Consider the following 14881-nt stretch of genomic DNA (forward strand, 5'->3'; position numbering starts at 1 on the left):
CCGCTAACCGCTTTTCCCGATGAAATACGTCTCCACCCGCGGCAATGCGCCGTCGCTCGATTTCGAGGGCGTGACCCTCGCTGGCCTCGCGTCTGATGGCGGGCTTTACGTGCCCGAGGCATGGCCGCGCTTCAGCGAGGCCGAGATCGCCGCCATGGCGGGCCTCTCCTACGTAGAGCTGGCGGTGAAGGTGATGTTGCCCTTCGTCACGCCCAGCCTCACCGAGGATGATCTGCGCGACCTTTGCACGCGCGCCTATGGCCGGTTCGCGCACCAGGCGGTGACGCCGCTCGTCCAGTTCGACCAGCAGCACTGGCTGCTCGAACTGTTTCACGGTCCGACGCTTGCCTTCAAGGACGTGGCGCTGCAGCTTCTCGGCCGCCTGTTCGAGCACTTCCTTGCCAAGCGCGAGGATCACCTCACCATCGTCGGCGCGACCAGCGGTGACACCGGCTCTGCCGCCATCGACGCGGTGGCCGGGCGCGAACGGGTCGATATCTTCATGCTGCATCCCGATGGCCGGGTGAGCGACGTGCAGCGCCGCCAGATGACCACGGTGCGCGCGCCCAACGTCCACAATATCGCAATCGACGGCAGCTTCGACGATGCGCAGGCGATGGTAAAGCGCATGTTCGTCGACAGCCACATGACCGGGCGTTTTCGTATCAGCGCGGTGAACTCGATCAACTGGGCACGGCTGATGGCGCAGGTGGTCTACTATTTCGCCGCCGCGCTCCAGCTGGGCGCGCCGCAGCGCAAGGTCGCCTTCTCGGTGCCGACGGGCAATTTCGGTGACGTGTTCGCCGGCTATGTTGCGGCGCAGATGGGGCTGCCGGTCGAGCGGCTGATCGTCGCCACCAACGTGAACGACATCCTCCATCGCGCGCTCTCCAGCGGCGACTATTCTGCCGGCACCGTCACCCCCACTGCTGCGCCGAGCATGGACATTCAGGTGTCGTCGAATTTCGAGCGGCTGCTGTTCGATGTTGGCGGGCGCGACGGCAAGGCACTGGCTGAGCAGATGGCGGGCTTCGAGAGCACCAAGGCGATGCAGCTCACCAATGCCCAGCGCCAAGGTGCCGCCGCGCTGTTCACCAGCGCCCGCGCCGATGCCGACGACATGGGACAGGCGATGGCCTGGGCGCACGAGAAGTGCGGGCAGGTGATCGATCCGCACACCGCGATCGGTCTCCACGCGGCGCGTACGGCGGGCATTGCGGCGGAGATCCCCGTTGTCACGCTGGCGACGGCGCACCCGGCCAAGTTCCGCGATGCGGTCGAGCGGGCGACCGGAACCCGGCCATCGTTGCCGGGCCGGATGGGCGACCTGTTCGAGCGGGCCGAGCAATACGACCGCCTGCCAGGTGACTACGATGCCGTGCGCGATTTCATCGAGGCGCACGCGACGCCGTCGGCCTGATGGCTGACCTGGCCGCAGATCCGCTGGTGATGGCGGGCGTGGGCTGGGCCGACTACGGCCTTGTCGACTCGGGCTATGGCCGCAAGCTCGAACGCTATGGCGACTATCGCTTCATACGCCCCGAGCCGCAGGCCATGTGGGCGCCGAGGCTTGCCGAGTGGGACGCCCACGGCGAATTTGTCCCCGGATCGGACGAGGACGGTGGCGGCCGCTGGCAATTCGCCCAACAGGTGCCGGAGGAGGGCTGGCCGCTCGGTTGGGAAGAGGTCCGCTTTACCGCCCAGTGTACGCCTTTCCGCCATCTCGGTTTCTTCCCAGACATGGCCCCGGTGTGGAGCTGGATGCGCTCGATGCTGGCAGGCAAGCCCGATGCGAGCGCGCTCAACCTGTTCGGCTACACCGGTGTGGGCAGCCTGGCGTTGAGCGAGTGCGGCCAGGTCACCCACGTCGATGCGAGCAAGAAGTCGGTCGCCCAGGCGCGTGAGAATGCGGCCCTGTCGGGGATGGACAATCGCCCCGTGCGCTGGCTGATCGACGATTGCGCCAAGTTCGTCGCCCGCGAAGTGCGCCGCGAGAATCGCTATGACGGGATCATCCTCGATCCGCCCAAGTTCGGGCGCGGTCCGAAGAACGAAACTTGGCGTTTGGAGGAGGGCCTGCCCGGCCTGATCGGCGATTGCCGCCAGCTTCTCGATTCCGAAAGCCGCTTCCTGTTCCTGACCGTCTATGCCGTGCGGATGAGTTCGCTCGCGCTTGCGGGCCTCTTGGCTGAGGCCTTTGCTGATCTTCCGGGAAGGATCGAATATGGCGAATTGGCGGTGCGCGAGGACGGACCTGATGGCCGACTGCTGCCCACCGCCATTTTCGCCCGCTGGGCGAACGATTAAGCCGCCGAGAGGTCTTTCAGGAAATCGCGGACGCGCCTGGCGTTGAAGCCGAGATCGCTCACGCCCACTCGGCTGACCGAGCGCATATCGACGCGGGTCGAGCCGTCCATCACCGGGGTCACGCGCACAACCACATCGTCGCGGAATCGCAGGTAGCCGGCATAGGCGGTCGCTTCGAGCTGTTCTTCGACCGGCTGCGTCTCGGCGACCGTCCACCCGCGCTGCTCCATCAGCACCCGCGCGGCGGCGAGCACTTCGGACGGGCTGCGGTCGATCAGGATCGGCTCGATGTTGGAATAGGCCTCTGTGTGGAAGGCGCGCCATTCCTCTTGCGAGAATGGCCCGGTGCTGACCGGCGCGACATCGAGCGCGACGAACTGCGGCATGTTGTTGAGGTCGGTGCTCACGTCGTGGATCGGCGGCGCCTTGCCGGCCGGCATCACCACCTGCGTGTACATCACCAGCACCAGCCCCGCGCTCAGCACGAGCGCGAGGCCCGCCTTCCAGCGTTTGCCGCCACCACCCTTGACGACGAAACCGATAATCATCGCCAGCAGCGCCACGATGGCGATCACGCCTGCCGGCCACATCATCATCATGAAAGCGCGGAAGCCGGAGAGCTTGTCGATGAGGTCATAACGCGCGAGGGTCAGCCCGCCGAGTGCGATGAGGACAGCCAGCAGCGCGCCCCCCAGTGCGAAAGCGCCAAGGCCGCGCGCGATCTTGGCGCCCGTTGAAGGGGCGCTCGTCGGCGTGTCGGTCTCGTATGCGGTTGTCTCGTTCATCGCTGTGGTCCCCTCGATTGGCCGGTGTATGAGAAGGCTCATACCCGCTCGCCTGCGTCAAAGCTACAAACACCGGGGAGCTTGCCAAGGTTCCGCACTGGTGCCATGCGCGCGCCATGGCAGACAGCCTTACTCTCGAACTGGCCGACTTCGAACACGATGTCCACACGGGCATCTACTCGGAGGAGACAGGCCGCCCGCAGCCGCTGCGCTTTACCGTGCAGGTGCGTTTCCGGTGCCCGCCCGAACGCTTTGTCCCCGAAACGCCGCTGAGCGCGAGCAAGAACTACATGGATCTGAAGTTCGCCTGCTCCGAAGCGCTGGGCGACACGCATTACCAGTTGATCGAGGCCGTGGCCGATCACGTGTGCGAAACGCTGTTCCTGCAGGACGAGCGCGTGGAGGCGGTGACGGTCAAGATCGTGAAGCTGGCGCTTAGCGAGGCGGATGAGAAGATCGGCATCACGCTCCACCGCGACCGGCGATGACCGCAGGGCCGAGCGGACCGGCGATTGTTGCGGCACGTGATTTGCCTGCAAGCGCGCTCGATGCGGCGGCGCAGTTTCATGCCAGCCTCGTCCCGCTGGTGCGTGAGCAGGCGCAGGAGCACCCGCTCGTCGTCATCGACTTCGCCGCTGCCGATCATTCCAACGCAAGCTGGCGGCAGGCGGTGGTGGGGCAGCTGGCGCGCGAGCTTGCCCCGGTGCGGGTGAATGCCATCGCCAGCCAGACCGAGGCGCAGGAGGCACGGGCGCGGGCGCTCGAATATCTGGCCCGCGCACCCGGCGTGACAGGGCAAGTGCTCTGCTTGGATGGCAATCGCTGAAAAAATGGCTAAGTAGGGCGCAATGTCCTGCAGCCAGCCCTTGGTCGACGCCTTCCAGCGCCGCATCTCTTATCTTCGCCTGTCGGTGACGGACCGGTGCGACCTGCGTTGCACCTATTGCATGCCCGAAGCGATGCAGTTTCTGCCCAAGAAGGACGTGCTGAGCCTTGAAGAGCTGCACAAACTCTCGCTGGGGATGATCGAGCGCGGGATTACCAAGATCCGCCTTACCGGAGGGGAGCCGCTGGTGCGCCGCGACGTGATCGAGCTGATTCGCGCGCTCGGTCGTAAGATCGGCGACGGGCTCGACGAGCTGACCCTGACTACCAATGGCACCCGGCTTGAAGAGTTCGCCGAGGATCTGTTCGCCGCCGGTATTCGCCGCATCAACGTCAGCCTCGATACGATGGACAGCGCGCTGTTCGAGCAGCTTTCGCGGCGCGACAGGCTGGTGAAGGTGCTGCGCGGGATCGCGGCGGCGCAGGCGGCGGGGCTTAAGGTCAAGCTCAACACCGTGGCGCTGAAGGGCCTGAACGAGGAGGAAATTCCCTTCCTCGTCGAATGGTCGCACGCGCGCGGGGCTGACATGACGCTGATCGAGATCATGCCGTTGGGCGAGATCGAGGGTGAGCGCTCAGATCACTACCTGCCGCTGCCCGCCGTGCGTGACCGGCTCGAGCAACGCTGGACGCTGACCGACATTCCCGATTCGACCGGCGGCCCGGCGCGCTATGTACGGGTGGAGGAGACCGGCGGCAGGCTCGGTTTCATCACCCCGTTGACGAACAATTTCTGCGCCTCGTGCAACCGCATCCGCATCACCGCCACCGGCCAGCTCTATGCCTGCCTCGGAGGGGCCGAGATGGTCGACCTGCGCGCGGCCCTGCGTTCGGACACACCCGATGCGCGACTGGCCGAAGCGCTGGACGAGGCCATGCGCATAAAGCCGGAGAAGCACCATTTCCGTATCGAACAGGGAAGCGGTCCGGCGCAGCCGCGCCATATGTCAGTGACGGGCGGTTGATGGCGGTAAAACTCGTTTTCCTCGGCAAGCTGGCCGACCTTGCGGGCGCACCCGAGCGCGATGTCGCCGGTCCGCTCGACTGGGACGGGCTGCTCGCCGAGCTTGGTCCGCAGCTCGCCGCGCAGGTGCAGAGCGACAAGGTCAAGCTTGCGCTCGACGGCGCGCTAGTTAGCGACAAGGCGACGCTCGCCGCGCCCGACGGCAGCGAGATTGCGTTGCTCCCGCCCGTTTCAGGCGGCTGACATGGCGATCCACGTCCATCTGGTTGATCAGCCGTTCAACCCCGGGGCCTTGCTCGGCCCGTTCACCAATGCCCATCCGGGCTATGGCGGCCTTGCGAGCTTCATCGGAGCCGTGCGCGCCGACGATGATGTGCGCGCGCTCGAGCTCCTGCACTACGAGAAGATGACCGGTCCGGGCATGGAAGCACTTGCCGAGGAGGCCGTGCATCGCTTCGAGTTGCTGGGCTTGCTGGTGATGCACCGCCATGGCGTAATGGAGCCGGGCGAGCCGATCGTGATGGTCGCGGCCTGTGCGCGGCACCGGCGCGGGGCCATCGGTGCGGTCGACTATTGCATGGATCACCTGAAATCCGACAGCTGGTTTTGGAAGCGCGAGCAGCGCGCCGATGGCTGGCACTGGATCGAACCGCGCGACGAAGATCATTCCGATCTCGCCCGCTGGAGCAAATGATCCGTTCGATTTGACCGCGATCAAGGATGGCCTCCAGCGATAGCGCCAAACCGGTTCCTGTAACGAAGGAGCCGAACAGATGGCTAAAGCAGGCGGATCGATGGCAGGATTGGCCACCACTGCAGCCGCAGATTCTATCGGCACCCACACTGTCATGCCAGAACGCGTGAGCGGTCTGGTTTCACGAGTTCAGGACTACTTTCTCCCGGTCCTGATCATTCTCTGGGCGCTGGGTTCGGCGGCGATAGCTGCTCTGGCTTAGGGGCATTGCCATCAGCAGCTGCCATATGGGCACAGTCTTCAGAGTTGCGCGGGGTCACGAGGGCGGCCCCGCGCATTTTTCTTTGCCCTATTCGCTAGGAGGCCAGCTGGGCAGATAGTTCGGACAGGACCGCGTCTTCCGCTGCCACCATGTCGGCAGCCTCGCTGCGTGCTTCGCCAATGGTTTCGGTCGATTCGCCTGACGTGCTGGCAGCGATGAACAGCCGGTCGAGATCGGCCAGCGCCACCATTGCGCGGCTGCGTTGCGTACTCAGACCCGCCAGCGCCACTTCGGCCAGAGCCCAGGCGTCGCTGCCCGCAGTGGCACCGCGAGCCGCGGCCACGCGCGAACGCACGGCACTCTCGCTCGCGAGGAAGGCGGCATGGGCCGTGCGGACGGATTCGACCAGCTCTCGGGCCTGCGACAACACCGGTTCGGTGGGGTTGGGGGGCGGGGCAGGAGTCGTCTGCGGCGGCGTCATCACCATGCCGACCCGTTCGATCTCGCGCTGGGCGAGCGATGGGTATTCGCCCGCGGGCGTGGCGCAGGCCGCAAGAGCAAGCGGCGCGGCCGCAACGAACAGCATGGCGATTCTGGCTATCATGGAGTTATCGCACTAGCCTGAGGTGAGACACCTTTCCAGCCCGGCAATTTTTGGCCTTCATGGTGTTCTCGGCATTGACTCGATGCGGGCCATCGCCTAACGGCAGCGCTCTTGTGGTGCCCGAGGGGCGCCCTTTTTTGTTGTTTGCGCGGGGATGGGTCACACAGGCTCGATTCTGGCAAGGACGACACCAGATGAAACGGATTATAGCACCATGTTCGCAGTAGTGCGCACGGGCGGCAAGCAGTATCGCGTCGCCGAAGGAGACAAGATCGCGGTCGAGAAGCTGGCGGGTGACGCCGGCGACAAGGTCGTTTTGGACGATATCCTGCTCGCCGGTGAGGGCGAGAGCCTGGCCGATGCTGGCAAGGTCACGGTTTCGGCCGAGATCATTGCCCAGGCCAAGAGCGAGAAGGTGGTCGTTTTCAAGAAGCGTCGCCGTCACAACTATCGTCGCAAGAACGGCCACCGCCAGCAGATGACCTTGCTGCGCATCGTCGGTGTGGGCGAGGGCAAGTCGGCGGCGAAGAAGGCTGCTGCCAAGAAGGCCGATGCTCCGGTGAAAGACACGTCCGAAGAGAAGGCCGCGCCGAAGGCTCGCAAGGCCGCGCCCGCCAAGGACGCCGCGCCTGCCGCCAAGGCCGACAAGGAATAAAGCCCGGCACGCCCGGCTCAGGATTACGGAGAAGACACAATGGCACATAAGAAAGCTGGCGGCTCGTCGCGCAACGGTCGCGATTCAGAAAGCAAGCGTCTTGGCGTCAAGAAGTTCGGCGGGCAGCAGGTGCTCGGCGGCAACATTCTCGTGCGTCAGCGCGGCACCCGTTTCTACCCGGGCGCGAACGTCGGCATCGGCCGCGATCACACCCTGTTTGCCACTGCTGAAGGCGTCGTGCGCTTTCACGACGGCAAGCTCGGCCGCAAGTATGTGTCGGTCGATGCCATGGCAGAAGCTGCCGAATAACGGATGGTGATAGCGGGCCATCCACCGGGATGGCCCCAGTCGGGCGGCGAATAGCCCGGCACTGGAAGGAGATGGGGCCGCCCCGTCTCCTTTTTTGCGTTTCTCCTTCCGCCCGCCAGCCCACCGGAGGTCCGGGGCTGCGGGCTGGTCGAGGAGAAATGTGATGTTCATACGCAGCGAGCGGCTGATGCTGCGGCCGATATTTCCTGAAGACTGGCGTGAGCTTTTCGCCGGTATTGCCGACGAAAGCGTCGTCAGGATGCTCGCACGCGTGCCATGGCCCTATACCGCCGACGATGCGCGCCGCTTCTGCAACCAGCCGCGCGGAGTTGACGAGATGCTGTTTGCCATCACCCTGCCGGGGGAAGATGGCGCGCCGTTGATCGGCACGATCGGGCTCGCGCCCTCAGAGCCCGAAACCGCCTATGAACTGGGATACTGGATAGCCCCTAGTCGCCAGCGCGAGGGTTATGGCAGCGAGGCGGTGGGTGCAGTGCTTGCTACGGCGCGCGCCTTGGGCTTGCGCGAAGCCCGCGCCGGACACTTCGTCGATAATCCTGCCTCGGGTAAGGTGTTGCGAAGGTGGGGCTTTCTGCCTGATGGGCAGCTCGAACAGACTGCCTGTGCAGGGCGCGGAGGGCGGCGGGTGCCAGCGCTGCGCTATCGGTTGTCACTCGCCGACTGACCCCATCTTTGCTTGATGATGTCGCTTACAAAATTGTCAGCATATACTTATGCTTACTTTCCACTTTGAATACGATGGTCGATCGGATACTGAAGATATCCAGTAGCTCGGAATTGCAGAACGAAATTCTGGATCGTCTTAAGACGGGGCTTTGGTGTCGCAGGAGTAGGAGTGAGTTTGAGCCGTCAGCGCTTGAGTGCTCAGGAAAGTCGCGCGGTCGCTTTGGAAGCGGCACGCACCTTGCTCCTCGAACAAGGCCCTCATGCAGTGACGTTGAAGGCGGTGGCGGCGCGGGTGAACCGTAGCCATGCCAATCTGCTTCACCACTTCGGCTCTGCCACCGGGCTACAGCAGGCCCTGGCCAATTACCTTGCCACCACGATCTGCGATGAGATGGCTGAGTCGAAGCGATTGATGCTGGCCAGCGACTTCGATCCGCGGACGATGGTTGATTTCATTTTCGATACGTTCGGATCGGGCGGGGCGGGTGCTCTCGCTGCCTGGATGCTTTGTACCGGTCACAAGCGTGCGCTCGATCCGATTATCGAAGCCGTGCATGATTTTATCGATGAGTGCTTGCCAGCGGATATGGCCTCCGCCGGAGTGACCAAGCGCCGTGAGCTGACCTACTCGTTGGTGCTGATGGCGCTGGGCGAGGCGCTGATGGGAGAAGAACTGGCCGGTTCATTGGCGGTCGGTCACGGTGCGGCGCAGCGCCATGGGGAAGAGCTGCTCGCCGTTGCCCGCGAGCGGCTGGCCCACTCCTACACGCCAGAGCCCAACGGCAGCCAGGCGGGCACGAGATCTTCCGGTATCCCTTCGACCCGTAGGTGATCGATGGCATAGCCGGCGTCGGGATGTTCGGCTTTTCTGCGTTTCTCGTCAGACCGGTCCAGCGGAACGACGACAAGCCGCCGGTTGACCTTCTGCCGCCAGTTCATCCGCGCGGTGTTCTCCTGCCCGACGTAGCATCCCTTGGTAAAGCTCACGCCGCCCAGTTCCATCGCATTGGTTTCGAGCCAGAGAATATCACCCAGTTCCGCGCGACCCTCGGGCACGCCGCAGGCCAGGCGATGGGCTAACCAGTCTGCATCGCTGGAGGTCATTTCCTTGGCTGGCGAAGGGCCGAGCCCGCGCCAACCCAGCATCGGGAGGCGCGGATCGGATGTTGTGGCGAACCCATCAGCCGCATTGGCAGACCACCAGACCGCCAGCGCCGGATCGCGCGTGATGGCGATCTTGCGGCGCAAGCGATAGAGCGACAGGCGTTTCACCAGTTCGTCGGCATGGTCGGCTTCGCAGTCGAGCAAGAGATCGTCTCCGTCGCGCCAGACGAGGAAGTCGAACATGGTCTTTCCCTGCGCCGAAAGCAGCGCGGCATAGACGGGCAGATCCCCGCTCACGTCGTTGGTGACGAGGCCTTGCAGGAATTTGGCAACATCCTCTTCGCTGTCTTGCGGGGAGAGGCGGATTACGGCGCGCTGGGCGAGGGGCAGGGCAGTCATGTCTCTAAGGTGGGAGCAAGCCTGCGTGCGTGCAAGCGGGAGGGCTGTTCGTTCGGCGCGCCCTGTGGCAGAGCGCGCGCATGACCGACACGATCACGATCCCCCGTCCCGACGATTGGCACCTGCACCTGCGCGATGGCGCGGTGATGGAGGGCGTGCTGCCCTATACCGCGCGCCAGTTCGGCCGGGCGATAATCATGCCCAACCTGGTGCCTCCGGTGACCACGATCGATGCCGCCGCCGCCTATCGCGACCGGATCGTGGCGGCCCTGCCCGAGGGGGCTGCCTTCACGCCGCTGATGACCGCCTATCTCACCGACGATACCGACCCCGCCGATATCCGCGCCGGGTTCGAGGCGGGCGTGTTTACCGCGGCCAAGCTCTATCCCGCCGGGGCGACCACCAATTCGGCCTCGGGCGTGACCGACGTTGCCAATGTCCGCAAGGTGCTCGAAACCATGGCCGAGATCGGGATGGTGTTCTGCGTCCATGGCGAAGTTACCCATGCCGATATCGACATTTTCGACCGCGAGGCCGTGTTCATCGAACGAGCGCTCGCGCCGTTGGTGCGCGACCTGCCCGAGCTGAAGGTGGTGTTCGAACATATCACCACCGAAGAGGCGGCGGACTTTGTTGCTGAATCCGGCCCCAACGTGGCCGCGACGATCACGCCGCAGCACCTCCATATCAACCGCAACGCCATGCTGGTGGGCGGGATCAGGCCGCATGCCTATTGCCTGCCGGTCGCCAAGCGCGAGCATCACCGGCTGAGCCTGCGCCGGCTCGCCACCTCGGGCAACGAACGGGTCTTCCTCGGCACCGACAGCGCGCCCCATGCGCGCGAGGCGAAGGAAAACGCCTGCGGCTGCGCGGGCATCTTCAATGCGCCCTATGCTCTCGAAAGCTATGCCACCGTGTTCGACGAGGAAGACGCGCTCGACGCATTCGAGGCCTTCGCCAGCCGCAACGGCCCGGCTTTCTATGGTCTGCCGGTGAGCGAGGAGACGGTCACGCTGGTGCGCGAAGAGCAGCAGGTGCCGGCCACGCTCGAACTGGCGGGCACGCATTACGTGCCGTTCCATGCAGGCGAGACGCTGGGCTGGAAGCTCGCCGGTTAGACAGGACGCACGGCGGGGCGGCGCGTCGAGCGGACCAGATCCCAGATGAACAACGCCGCCGCCGCCCAGATCGCGACGAAGCAGGCAAGCTGCGCGGGGTGCAGCTCCTCGCCGAACACCAGCAGCCCGAGCAGGAATACGATGGTGGGCGAGACGAACTGGAGGAAGCCCATCACGGTGTAGGGCATGGCCCGCGCGGCGGTGGCAAACAGCAGCAGCGGCACGGCTGTCATCGGGCCGCCCATCACGATGCCGAAGGTCTCCAGCATGTCGCGGCCCAGGGCTAGCCCAGGCCCTGCCTTTGCGCTCCAGACGAGAAAGCCGATCGCAATCGGCGCCAGCACCATCGATTCGACCACGAGCCCCACCACCGGCCCGGCCGCCACGGTCTTGCGCAGCAGGCCATAGGTACCGAAGCTGAGAGCGAGCGTGACGCTCACCCACAACGTCGTCAGCGCGCCTGCGGCCAGCGCCGCCACCCCGATCCCCGCGAGCGCCACCGCCGCCCACTGTCGCCGGGTCAGCCTTTCGCCGAGAAAGATCAGCCCCAGCAGCATCATCGTCAGCGGCAGGATGTAGTAGCCAAGGCTGGCGGCATAGACATGGTCTGTCTGGATCGCCCAGACATAGAGGCACCAGTTCACCGCAATCAGCCCTGCGCTTGCCGCAAGCGTGAGCATGGTGCGCCGGTTGCGCAGCACGGCGGAAAGCTCGCCCAGGTTGCTGCGAACAGCGATGATCGCAAGACACAGCGGCAGGGTGAACAGAGTGCGCCAGGCGACATATTCAAACACCGGCACCTCGTGCACCAGCATGAGGTATATCGGCATCGAGCCCCAGATCGCATGGGCGCCGAGGGCGAAGACGAGGGCGCGTTTGCTGCTGAGGGTCGCTTGGGTCATTGCTCCAGGGCGGTAGGCTCAAGCCTTGCTGGCGGCAAGCTGGCCGGGCTGTTGCCGCCGGTTCAGCTACCTTCCATTAGATAGGTTTCGAATCAAGATGGAATTTATCTCGATTGCTGATGGCGCGCCGCTTGTTCCCCTGTCTCGCGGTGCGGTAGCGTACCTTCCTGGTCGTCTAGAGGAAGGTCTCGCCGGGGCGCTCGCGGCTCAGGACTGCCCGCGGGCGCCCTGATAGGGGCCTTTGCTCAGACTTCGCGAAAACCCACGCCCACGCTCGCGCGCGGCTGCTCCATCTCGGTACTGGTGACCGGGTAGGCGCAATAGTCGGCGGCATAGAATGCGGCCGGGCGGTGATTACCCGAAAAACCGATCCCGCCGAAGGGCGCAGCCGACGATGCACCATTGGTGGGCCGGTTCCAGTTCACGATTCCGGCGCGGATATTGGCCCAGAAGCGGTTGTACTGCGCTGGATCGCCACCCACCAGCGAGGCCGAAAGGCCGAACCGGGTATTGTTCGCCTCGGCAATGGCCGCGTCGAAATCGTCGACCCGCACCACCTGCAACAGCGGTCCGAACAGTTCGACATCGGGCCGCTCGGCCATGCCGGTCACATCAACCAGCGCCGGGGTCACGAAAGGCAGCCCCTCACGCGGGCGGCGCATATGGGCAATGGCCTTGCCGCCGTTCGAGATCAGATAGAGAAAGCTCTCGGTCAGCTGGTCGGCGGTGCGCATATCGATCACCGGGCCCATGAACGGCTGTGGATCGTCGAACGGCGCGCCGATCACGATGCGCTCGGTCAGAGCCTTTACCGCGCCGATCACATCGTCGTACATATCGTTCTTCACGATCAGGCGGCGCGCGGCGGTGCAGCGCTGGCCGGCGGTGGTGAAAGCGCTTTGCACGATCAGCGCGGCAACGTCGTCGATTTTGGGTGTGTCCCACACGACGAGCGGATTATTGCCGCCCATCTCGAGCGCGACGATCTTGCCCGGATCGGTCGCCAGCTTGCGGTTGATCGCGATGCCGACTTGCGCCGAGCCGGTGAACAGAACGCCGTCGACATCGGGATGCGCGACCAACGCCTTGCCTTCATCCGGTCCGCCGATCAGCAGCTGGACCAGATCCTGCGGCACGCCCGCGCGCACGAAGAACGACAGCAGTTTTTCGCCCACGGCAGGCGTCTTCTCGCTCGGCTTGAGGATCACCGCGTTGCCCGCGATCAGCGCGGGGATGATGTGGCCGTTCGGCAGGTGCGCAGGGAAATTGTAGGGGCCGAGCACGGCCATCACTCCGTGCGGCTTATGGCGCAGCGCAGCCGAGCCTTGCAGCGCGCTGTCGAGCTTGCGCTGGCCCGTGCGCTCGGCATAGGCGCGGACCGAGATTTCGACCTTCGCCATAACCGCCTCGACCTCGGTGCGCGCTTCCCACAAAGGCTTGCCGGTTTCGCGTGCGATCAGCTCGGCGAACTCCTCCTGCTCCTTGCGGACCTCGTTGGCGAAGCGGCGTATCCGCTCGATCCGGGTGGCGAGCGGCTGCGAGGCCCAGGCCGGCCAGGCGCTGCGTGCTCGGGCGACCAGTTCGTCGACATTGCCATGTGGTGCGCGCCAAAGCTCGGCCCCGGTGGCCGGTTCATACGAGATCAGATGCGACACGTCGGACAAAGTTATGCTTCCTTCGGACTTCGTTTCATGTGTTCCTTAAGGCCTCATTCGGCAACAGGCAAAGTCACAAAGACTTAGACGATAAATGCCCGATAGGTGCGGGCGCATCGCCCAAGGCATCCCCCAACGCGCGCACCCGCTCCACCTTGTCTGCTAGCGGTTCCCAGTCATCGTTCTGCGCGATGGCGTCCCAGATGCTCTCGACCTCTTCGATCAGCATCGATTCGGGCTCCTCGCTGTCCCAGTAATCCGATGCGCCGGGCAGGGCGGGGCGTTCGGCCAGAGCTTCGGCCAGCTCGCCCTCGGCATTGCGCCCGCCGCGATGGCGGTGGAAGAAGGCGTCCGGCCCGATCTGCCCTTCGCGCATTGTCACTTCGGCTGCTCCCACCAGCGCGCGGTCGGCCTCTTCGCCGTCTCTTGCAACGCCAAGCCGCCAGCAGAAGCGCCGCATCATCGCCGCTTCGTACAGCGGACCGAAGCGATTGAGCGCTGCCAGCAGCGCATCGCTATCCGCCAGCGGGCGCAGCGCGATGGCGAGCTGGGCGAGGTTCCAGCGGATCGCCTCGGGCTGGCGGCCAAAGGCATAAAGCCCCTGATGGTCGAAATAGGCGGCGGTGAACTGCGGCTCCCACTTGGGCAGGAAGCGCCATGGGCCATAGTCGAAGCTCTCGCCGGTGAGGTTCATATTGTCGGTGTTGAGCACGCCGTGGACGAAGCCCGCCACCATATAGCTGGCGGCAAGATCGGCGAGGCGCTCGGCGGCCTGATGAGCGAGGATCACCGCCGGATTATCGCGGTCGGGCGCGTCTTCCGGGGGGAGGTGGCCGGGAAATTGCGCGAGGCAATAGTCGACCAGCTTTGCCAGATGCTCGTGCTCCTCCAGCACCAGCAGCCGCTGGAAGCTGCCGATGCGGATGTGCGAGTGCGACAATCGCACCATCACGGCAGACCGGGTGGGGCTGGGCTCGTCGTTGCGCCACAGCTTCTCGCCGGTTTCGACCACCGAGAAGGTCTTGCTGGTGTTGACGCCCAGCGCTTCGAGCATCTCGGTGGCGAGAATCTCGCGCACCGCGCCCTTCAGCGTCAGGCGTCCGTCGCCCGAGCGGCTCCACGGGGTCTGCCCACTGCCCTTGGTGCCGAGGTCGAGCAGGCGGCCCGCCCCATCGCGCAGCTGCGCGAACAGGAACCCGCGTCCATCGCCAATCTCGGGATTGTAGGTGCGGAACTGGTGGCCGTGATAGCGCAGCGCGAGCGGCTGGGGCAAGTTGTCGGGTAGCGGCTCGAAATGTCCGAAATGGGCGATCCATTGCTCGTCGGAGAGGCTATCGAGCCCCACGGTGCCCTCGTGCCGGTGGTTGCGGAAGCGCAGGGTCGCGGAGGGGAACTCTGCTGCCTCGACCGGGTCGGCGAGGAAGTCGGCCACTCCGTCTATCTGCGGGTCGGGGCGATAGGGGGCTGCTGCAGGGGCTTGACGCATATGCGCATAAGTGGCCATCGCAGCGCCGTGGCGCAACCGGCCCACGCAAGACAAAGGGTGGCAGC

General features: G+C 64.9%; 19 protein-coding genes. 13 read left to right on the forward strand and 6 right to left on the reverse strand.

Annotated features, from left to right (window positions below):
* Positions 1–19: 19 nt before the first annotated feature.
* On the forward strand, positions 20–1420 hold the full coding sequence (thrC, locus tag ABDJ38_RS01140) for a threonine synthase (RefSeq protein WP_346783237.1): 1401 nt from the start codon (positions 20–22) through the stop codon (positions 1418–1420).
* Positions 1420–2307, forward strand: coding sequence for a class I SAM-dependent methyltransferase (locus ABDJ38_RS01145; RefSeq protein ID WP_346783239.1), 888 nt, complete (start codon positions 1420–1422; stop codon positions 2305–2307). Before thrC ends, ABDJ38_RS01145 begins: the two co-directional genes overlap by 1 nt.
* Here ABDJ38_RS01145 and ABDJ38_RS01150 read toward each other — a convergent pair.
* The gene (locus ABDJ38_RS01150; RefSeq protein WP_346783240.1) at positions 2304–3092 is read right to left on the reverse strand and encodes a DUF1499 domain-containing protein; all 789 of its coding nucleotides are present in this window, start codon (positions 3090–3092) and stop codon (positions 2304–2306) included. The two genes, ABDJ38_RS01145 and ABDJ38_RS01150, sit on opposite strands and share 4 nt — an antisense overlap.
* Positions 3093–3208: 116 nt before the next feature.
* On the opposite strand from ABDJ38_RS01150, the gene ABDJ38_RS01155 reads away from it, so the two are divergent.
* From ABDJ38_RS01155 to ABDJ38_RS01180, 6 genes are all read left to right on the forward strand, one after another.
* A complete protein-coding gene (locus ABDJ38_RS01155) occupies positions 3209–3580 on the forward strand; it encodes a dihydroneopterin aldolase (RefSeq protein WP_346783241.1) in 372 nt (123 codons plus the stop codon).
* The gene (locus ABDJ38_RS01160; RefSeq protein ID WP_346783242.1) at positions 3577–3918 is read left to right on the forward strand and encodes a Rossmann fold domain-containing protein; all 342 of its coding nucleotides are present in this window, start codon (positions 3577–3579) and stop codon (positions 3916–3918) included. Before ABDJ38_RS01155 ends, ABDJ38_RS01160 begins: the two co-directional genes overlap by 4 nt.
* Before the next feature lie 22 nt (positions 3919–3940).
* Positions 3941–4942, forward strand: coding sequence for a GTP 3',8-cyclase MoaA (gene moaA, locus ABDJ38_RS01165; RefSeq protein WP_346783243.1), 1002 nt, complete (start codon positions 3941–3943; stop codon positions 4940–4942).
* Positions 4942–5184, forward strand: a complete 243-nt coding sequence (locus tag ABDJ38_RS01170) for a MoaD/ThiS family protein (protein WP_346783244.1) — start codon at positions 4942–4944, stop codon at positions 5182–5184. Before moaA ends, ABDJ38_RS01170 begins: the two co-directional genes overlap by 1 nt.
* Position 5185: 1 nt before the next feature.
* A complete protein-coding gene (locus ABDJ38_RS01175) occupies positions 5186–5635 on the forward strand; it encodes a molybdenum cofactor biosynthesis protein MoaE (RefSeq protein WP_346783245.1) in 450 nt (149 codons plus the stop codon).
* 79 nt (positions 5636–5714) lie between these two features.
* Positions 5715–5897 (forward strand): hypothetical protein, encoded by a 183-nt coding sequence (locus tag ABDJ38_RS01180; RefSeq protein ID WP_346783246.1) that lies wholly within the window; start codon positions 5715–5717, stop codon positions 5895–5897.
* A gap of 94 nt (positions 5898–5991) precedes the next feature.
* On the opposite strand, the gene ABDJ38_RS01185 is transcribed toward ABDJ38_RS01180, so the two are convergent.
* Positions 5992–6501 carry a hypothetical protein gene (locus ABDJ38_RS01185; RefSeq protein WP_346783247.1) on the reverse strand — a complete coding sequence of 170 codons (510 nt, stop codon included), beginning with the start codon at positions 6499–6501 and terminating at the stop codon, positions 5992–5994.
* A gap of 214 nt (positions 6502–6715) precedes the next feature.
* Here ABDJ38_RS01185 and rplU point away from each other — a divergent pair, with 214 nt between their 5' ends.
* From rplU to ABDJ38_RS01205, 4 genes are all read left to right on the forward strand, one after another.
* A complete protein-coding gene (gene rplU, locus ABDJ38_RS01190) occupies positions 6716–7156 on the forward strand; it encodes a 50S ribosomal protein L21 (protein WP_346783248.1) in 441 nt (146 codons plus the stop codon).
* Positions 7157–7195: 39 nt separating this feature from the next.
* Positions 7196–7465: a 50S ribosomal protein L27 gene (gene rpmA, locus ABDJ38_RS01195; RefSeq protein WP_346783249.1), complete on the forward strand. Its 270-nt coding sequence runs from the start codon at positions 7196–7198 to the stop codon at positions 7463–7465.
* A gap of 163 nt (positions 7466–7628) precedes the next feature.
* Positions 7629–8150 carry a GNAT family N-acetyltransferase gene (locus tag ABDJ38_RS01200; protein WP_346783250.1) on the forward strand — a complete coding sequence of 174 codons (522 nt, stop codon included), beginning with the start codon at positions 7629–7631 and terminating at the stop codon, positions 8148–8150.
* A gap of 171 nt (positions 8151–8321) precedes the next feature.
* Positions 8322–8984, forward strand: coding sequence for a TetR/AcrR family transcriptional regulator (locus tag ABDJ38_RS01205; RefSeq protein WP_346783251.1), 663 nt, complete (start codon positions 8322–8324; stop codon positions 8982–8984).
* Here the strand turns inward: ABDJ38_RS01205 and ygfZ are convergent.
* Positions 8915–9655, reverse strand: coding sequence for a CAF17-like 4Fe-4S cluster assembly/insertion protein YgfZ (gene ygfZ / locus ABDJ38_RS01210; RefSeq protein ID WP_346783252.1), 741 nt, complete (start codon positions 9653–9655; stop codon positions 8915–8917). The two genes, ABDJ38_RS01205 and ygfZ, sit on opposite strands and share 70 nt — an antisense overlap.
* 80 nt (positions 9656–9735) lie before the next feature.
* Between ygfZ and pyrC the strand changes: the two genes are divergently transcribed.
* Complete coding sequence (pyrC, locus tag ABDJ38_RS01215) at positions 9736–10773, forward strand: dihydroorotase (protein WP_346783253.1); 1038 nt, start codon at positions 9736–9738, stop codon at positions 10771–10773.
* Here the strand turns inward: pyrC and rarD are convergent.
* From rarD to ABDJ38_RS01230, 3 genes are all read right to left on the reverse strand, one after another.
* The gene (gene rarD, locus ABDJ38_RS01220) at positions 10770–11675 is read right to left on the reverse strand and encodes an EamA family transporter RarD (RefSeq protein WP_346783254.1); all 906 of its coding nucleotides are present in this window, start codon (positions 11673–11675) and stop codon (positions 10770–10772) included. The two genes, pyrC and rarD, sit on opposite strands and share 4 nt — an antisense overlap.
* 245 nt (positions 11676–11920) lie before the next feature.
* The gene (gene astD, locus ABDJ38_RS01225; protein WP_429771077.1) at positions 11921–13330 is read right to left on the reverse strand and encodes a succinylglutamate-semialdehyde dehydrogenase; all 1410 of its coding nucleotides are present in this window, start codon (positions 13328–13330) and stop codon (positions 11921–11923) included.
* Positions 13331–13403: 73 nt separating this feature from the next.
* Positions 13404–14816, reverse strand: coding sequence for a protein adenylyltransferase SelO family protein (locus ABDJ38_RS01230; RefSeq protein WP_346783256.1), 1413 nt, complete (start codon positions 14814–14816; stop codon positions 13404–13406).
* Positions 14817–14881 lie beyond the last annotated feature (65 nt).

It is taken from the genome of Aurantiacibacter flavus (assembly GCF_039710615.1).
In the GTDB taxonomy this organism is placed as follows: domain Bacteria; phylum Pseudomonadota; class Alphaproteobacteria; order Sphingomonadales; family Sphingomonadaceae; genus Alteraurantiacibacter; species Alteraurantiacibacter flavus.

Excerpts from the sequence above, each read along its gene's own strand:
- thrC (WP_346783237.1), top strand. The coding sequence starts at position 20 with ATGAAATACGTCTCCACCCGCGGCAATGCGCCGTCGCTCGATTTCGAG.
- ABDJ38_RS01145 (WP_346783239.1), top strand. The coding sequence starts at position 1,420 with ATGGCTGACCTGGCCGCAGATCCGCTGGTGATGGCGGGCGTGGGCTGG.
- ABDJ38_RS01150 (WP_346783240.1), bottom strand. The coding sequence starts at position 3,092 with ATGAACGAGACAACCGCATACGAGACCGACACGCCGACGAGCGCCCCT.
- ABDJ38_RS01155 (WP_346783241.1), top strand. The coding sequence starts at position 3,209 with ATGGCAGACAGCCTTACTCTCGAACTGGCCGACTTCGAACACGATGTC.
- ABDJ38_RS01160 (WP_346783242.1), top strand. The coding sequence starts at position 3,577 with ATGACCGCAGGGCCGAGCGGACCGGCGATTGTTGCGGCACGTGATTTG.
- moaA (WP_346783243.1), top strand. The coding sequence starts at position 3,941 with ATGTCCTGCAGCCAGCCCTTGGTCGACGCCTTCCAGCGCCGCATCTCT.
- ABDJ38_RS01170 (WP_346783244.1), top strand. The coding sequence starts at position 4,942 with ATGGCGGTAAAACTCGTTTTCCTCGGCAAGCTGGCCGACCTTGCGGGC.
- ABDJ38_RS01175 (WP_346783245.1), top strand. The coding sequence starts at position 5,186 with ATGGCGATCCACGTCCATCTGGTTGATCAGCCGTTCAACCCCGGGGCC.
- ABDJ38_RS01180 (WP_346783246.1), top strand. The coding sequence starts at position 5,715 with ATGGCTAAAGCAGGCGGATCGATGGCAGGATTGGCCACCACTGCAGCC.
- ABDJ38_RS01185 (WP_346783247.1), bottom strand. The coding sequence starts at position 6,501 with ATGATAGCCAGAATCGCCATGCTGTTCGTTGCGGCCGCGCCGCTTGCT.
- rplU (WP_346783248.1), top strand. The coding sequence starts at position 6,716 with ATGTTCGCAGTAGTGCGCACGGGCGGCAAGCAGTATCGCGTCGCCGAA.
- rpmA (WP_346783249.1), top strand. The coding sequence starts at position 7,196 with ATGGCACATAAGAAAGCTGGCGGCTCGTCGCGCAACGGTCGCGATTCA.
- ABDJ38_RS01200 (WP_346783250.1), top strand. The coding sequence starts at position 7,629 with ATGTTCATACGCAGCGAGCGGCTGATGCTGCGGCCGATATTTCCTGAA.
- ygfZ (WP_346783252.1), bottom strand. The coding sequence starts at position 9,655 with ATGACTGCCCTGCCCCTCGCCCAGCGCGCCGTAATCCGCCTCTCCCCG.
- pyrC (WP_346783253.1), top strand. The coding sequence starts at position 9,736 with ATGACCGACACGATCACGATCCCCCGTCCCGACGATTGGCACCTGCAC.
- rarD (WP_346783254.1), bottom strand. The coding sequence starts at position 11,675 with ATGACCCAAGCGACCCTCAGCAGCAAACGCGCCCTCGTCTTCGCCCTC.
- ABDJ38_RS01230 (WP_346783256.1), bottom strand. The coding sequence starts at position 14,816 with ATGCGTCAAGCCCCTGCAGCAGCCCCCTATCGCCCCGACCCGCAGATA.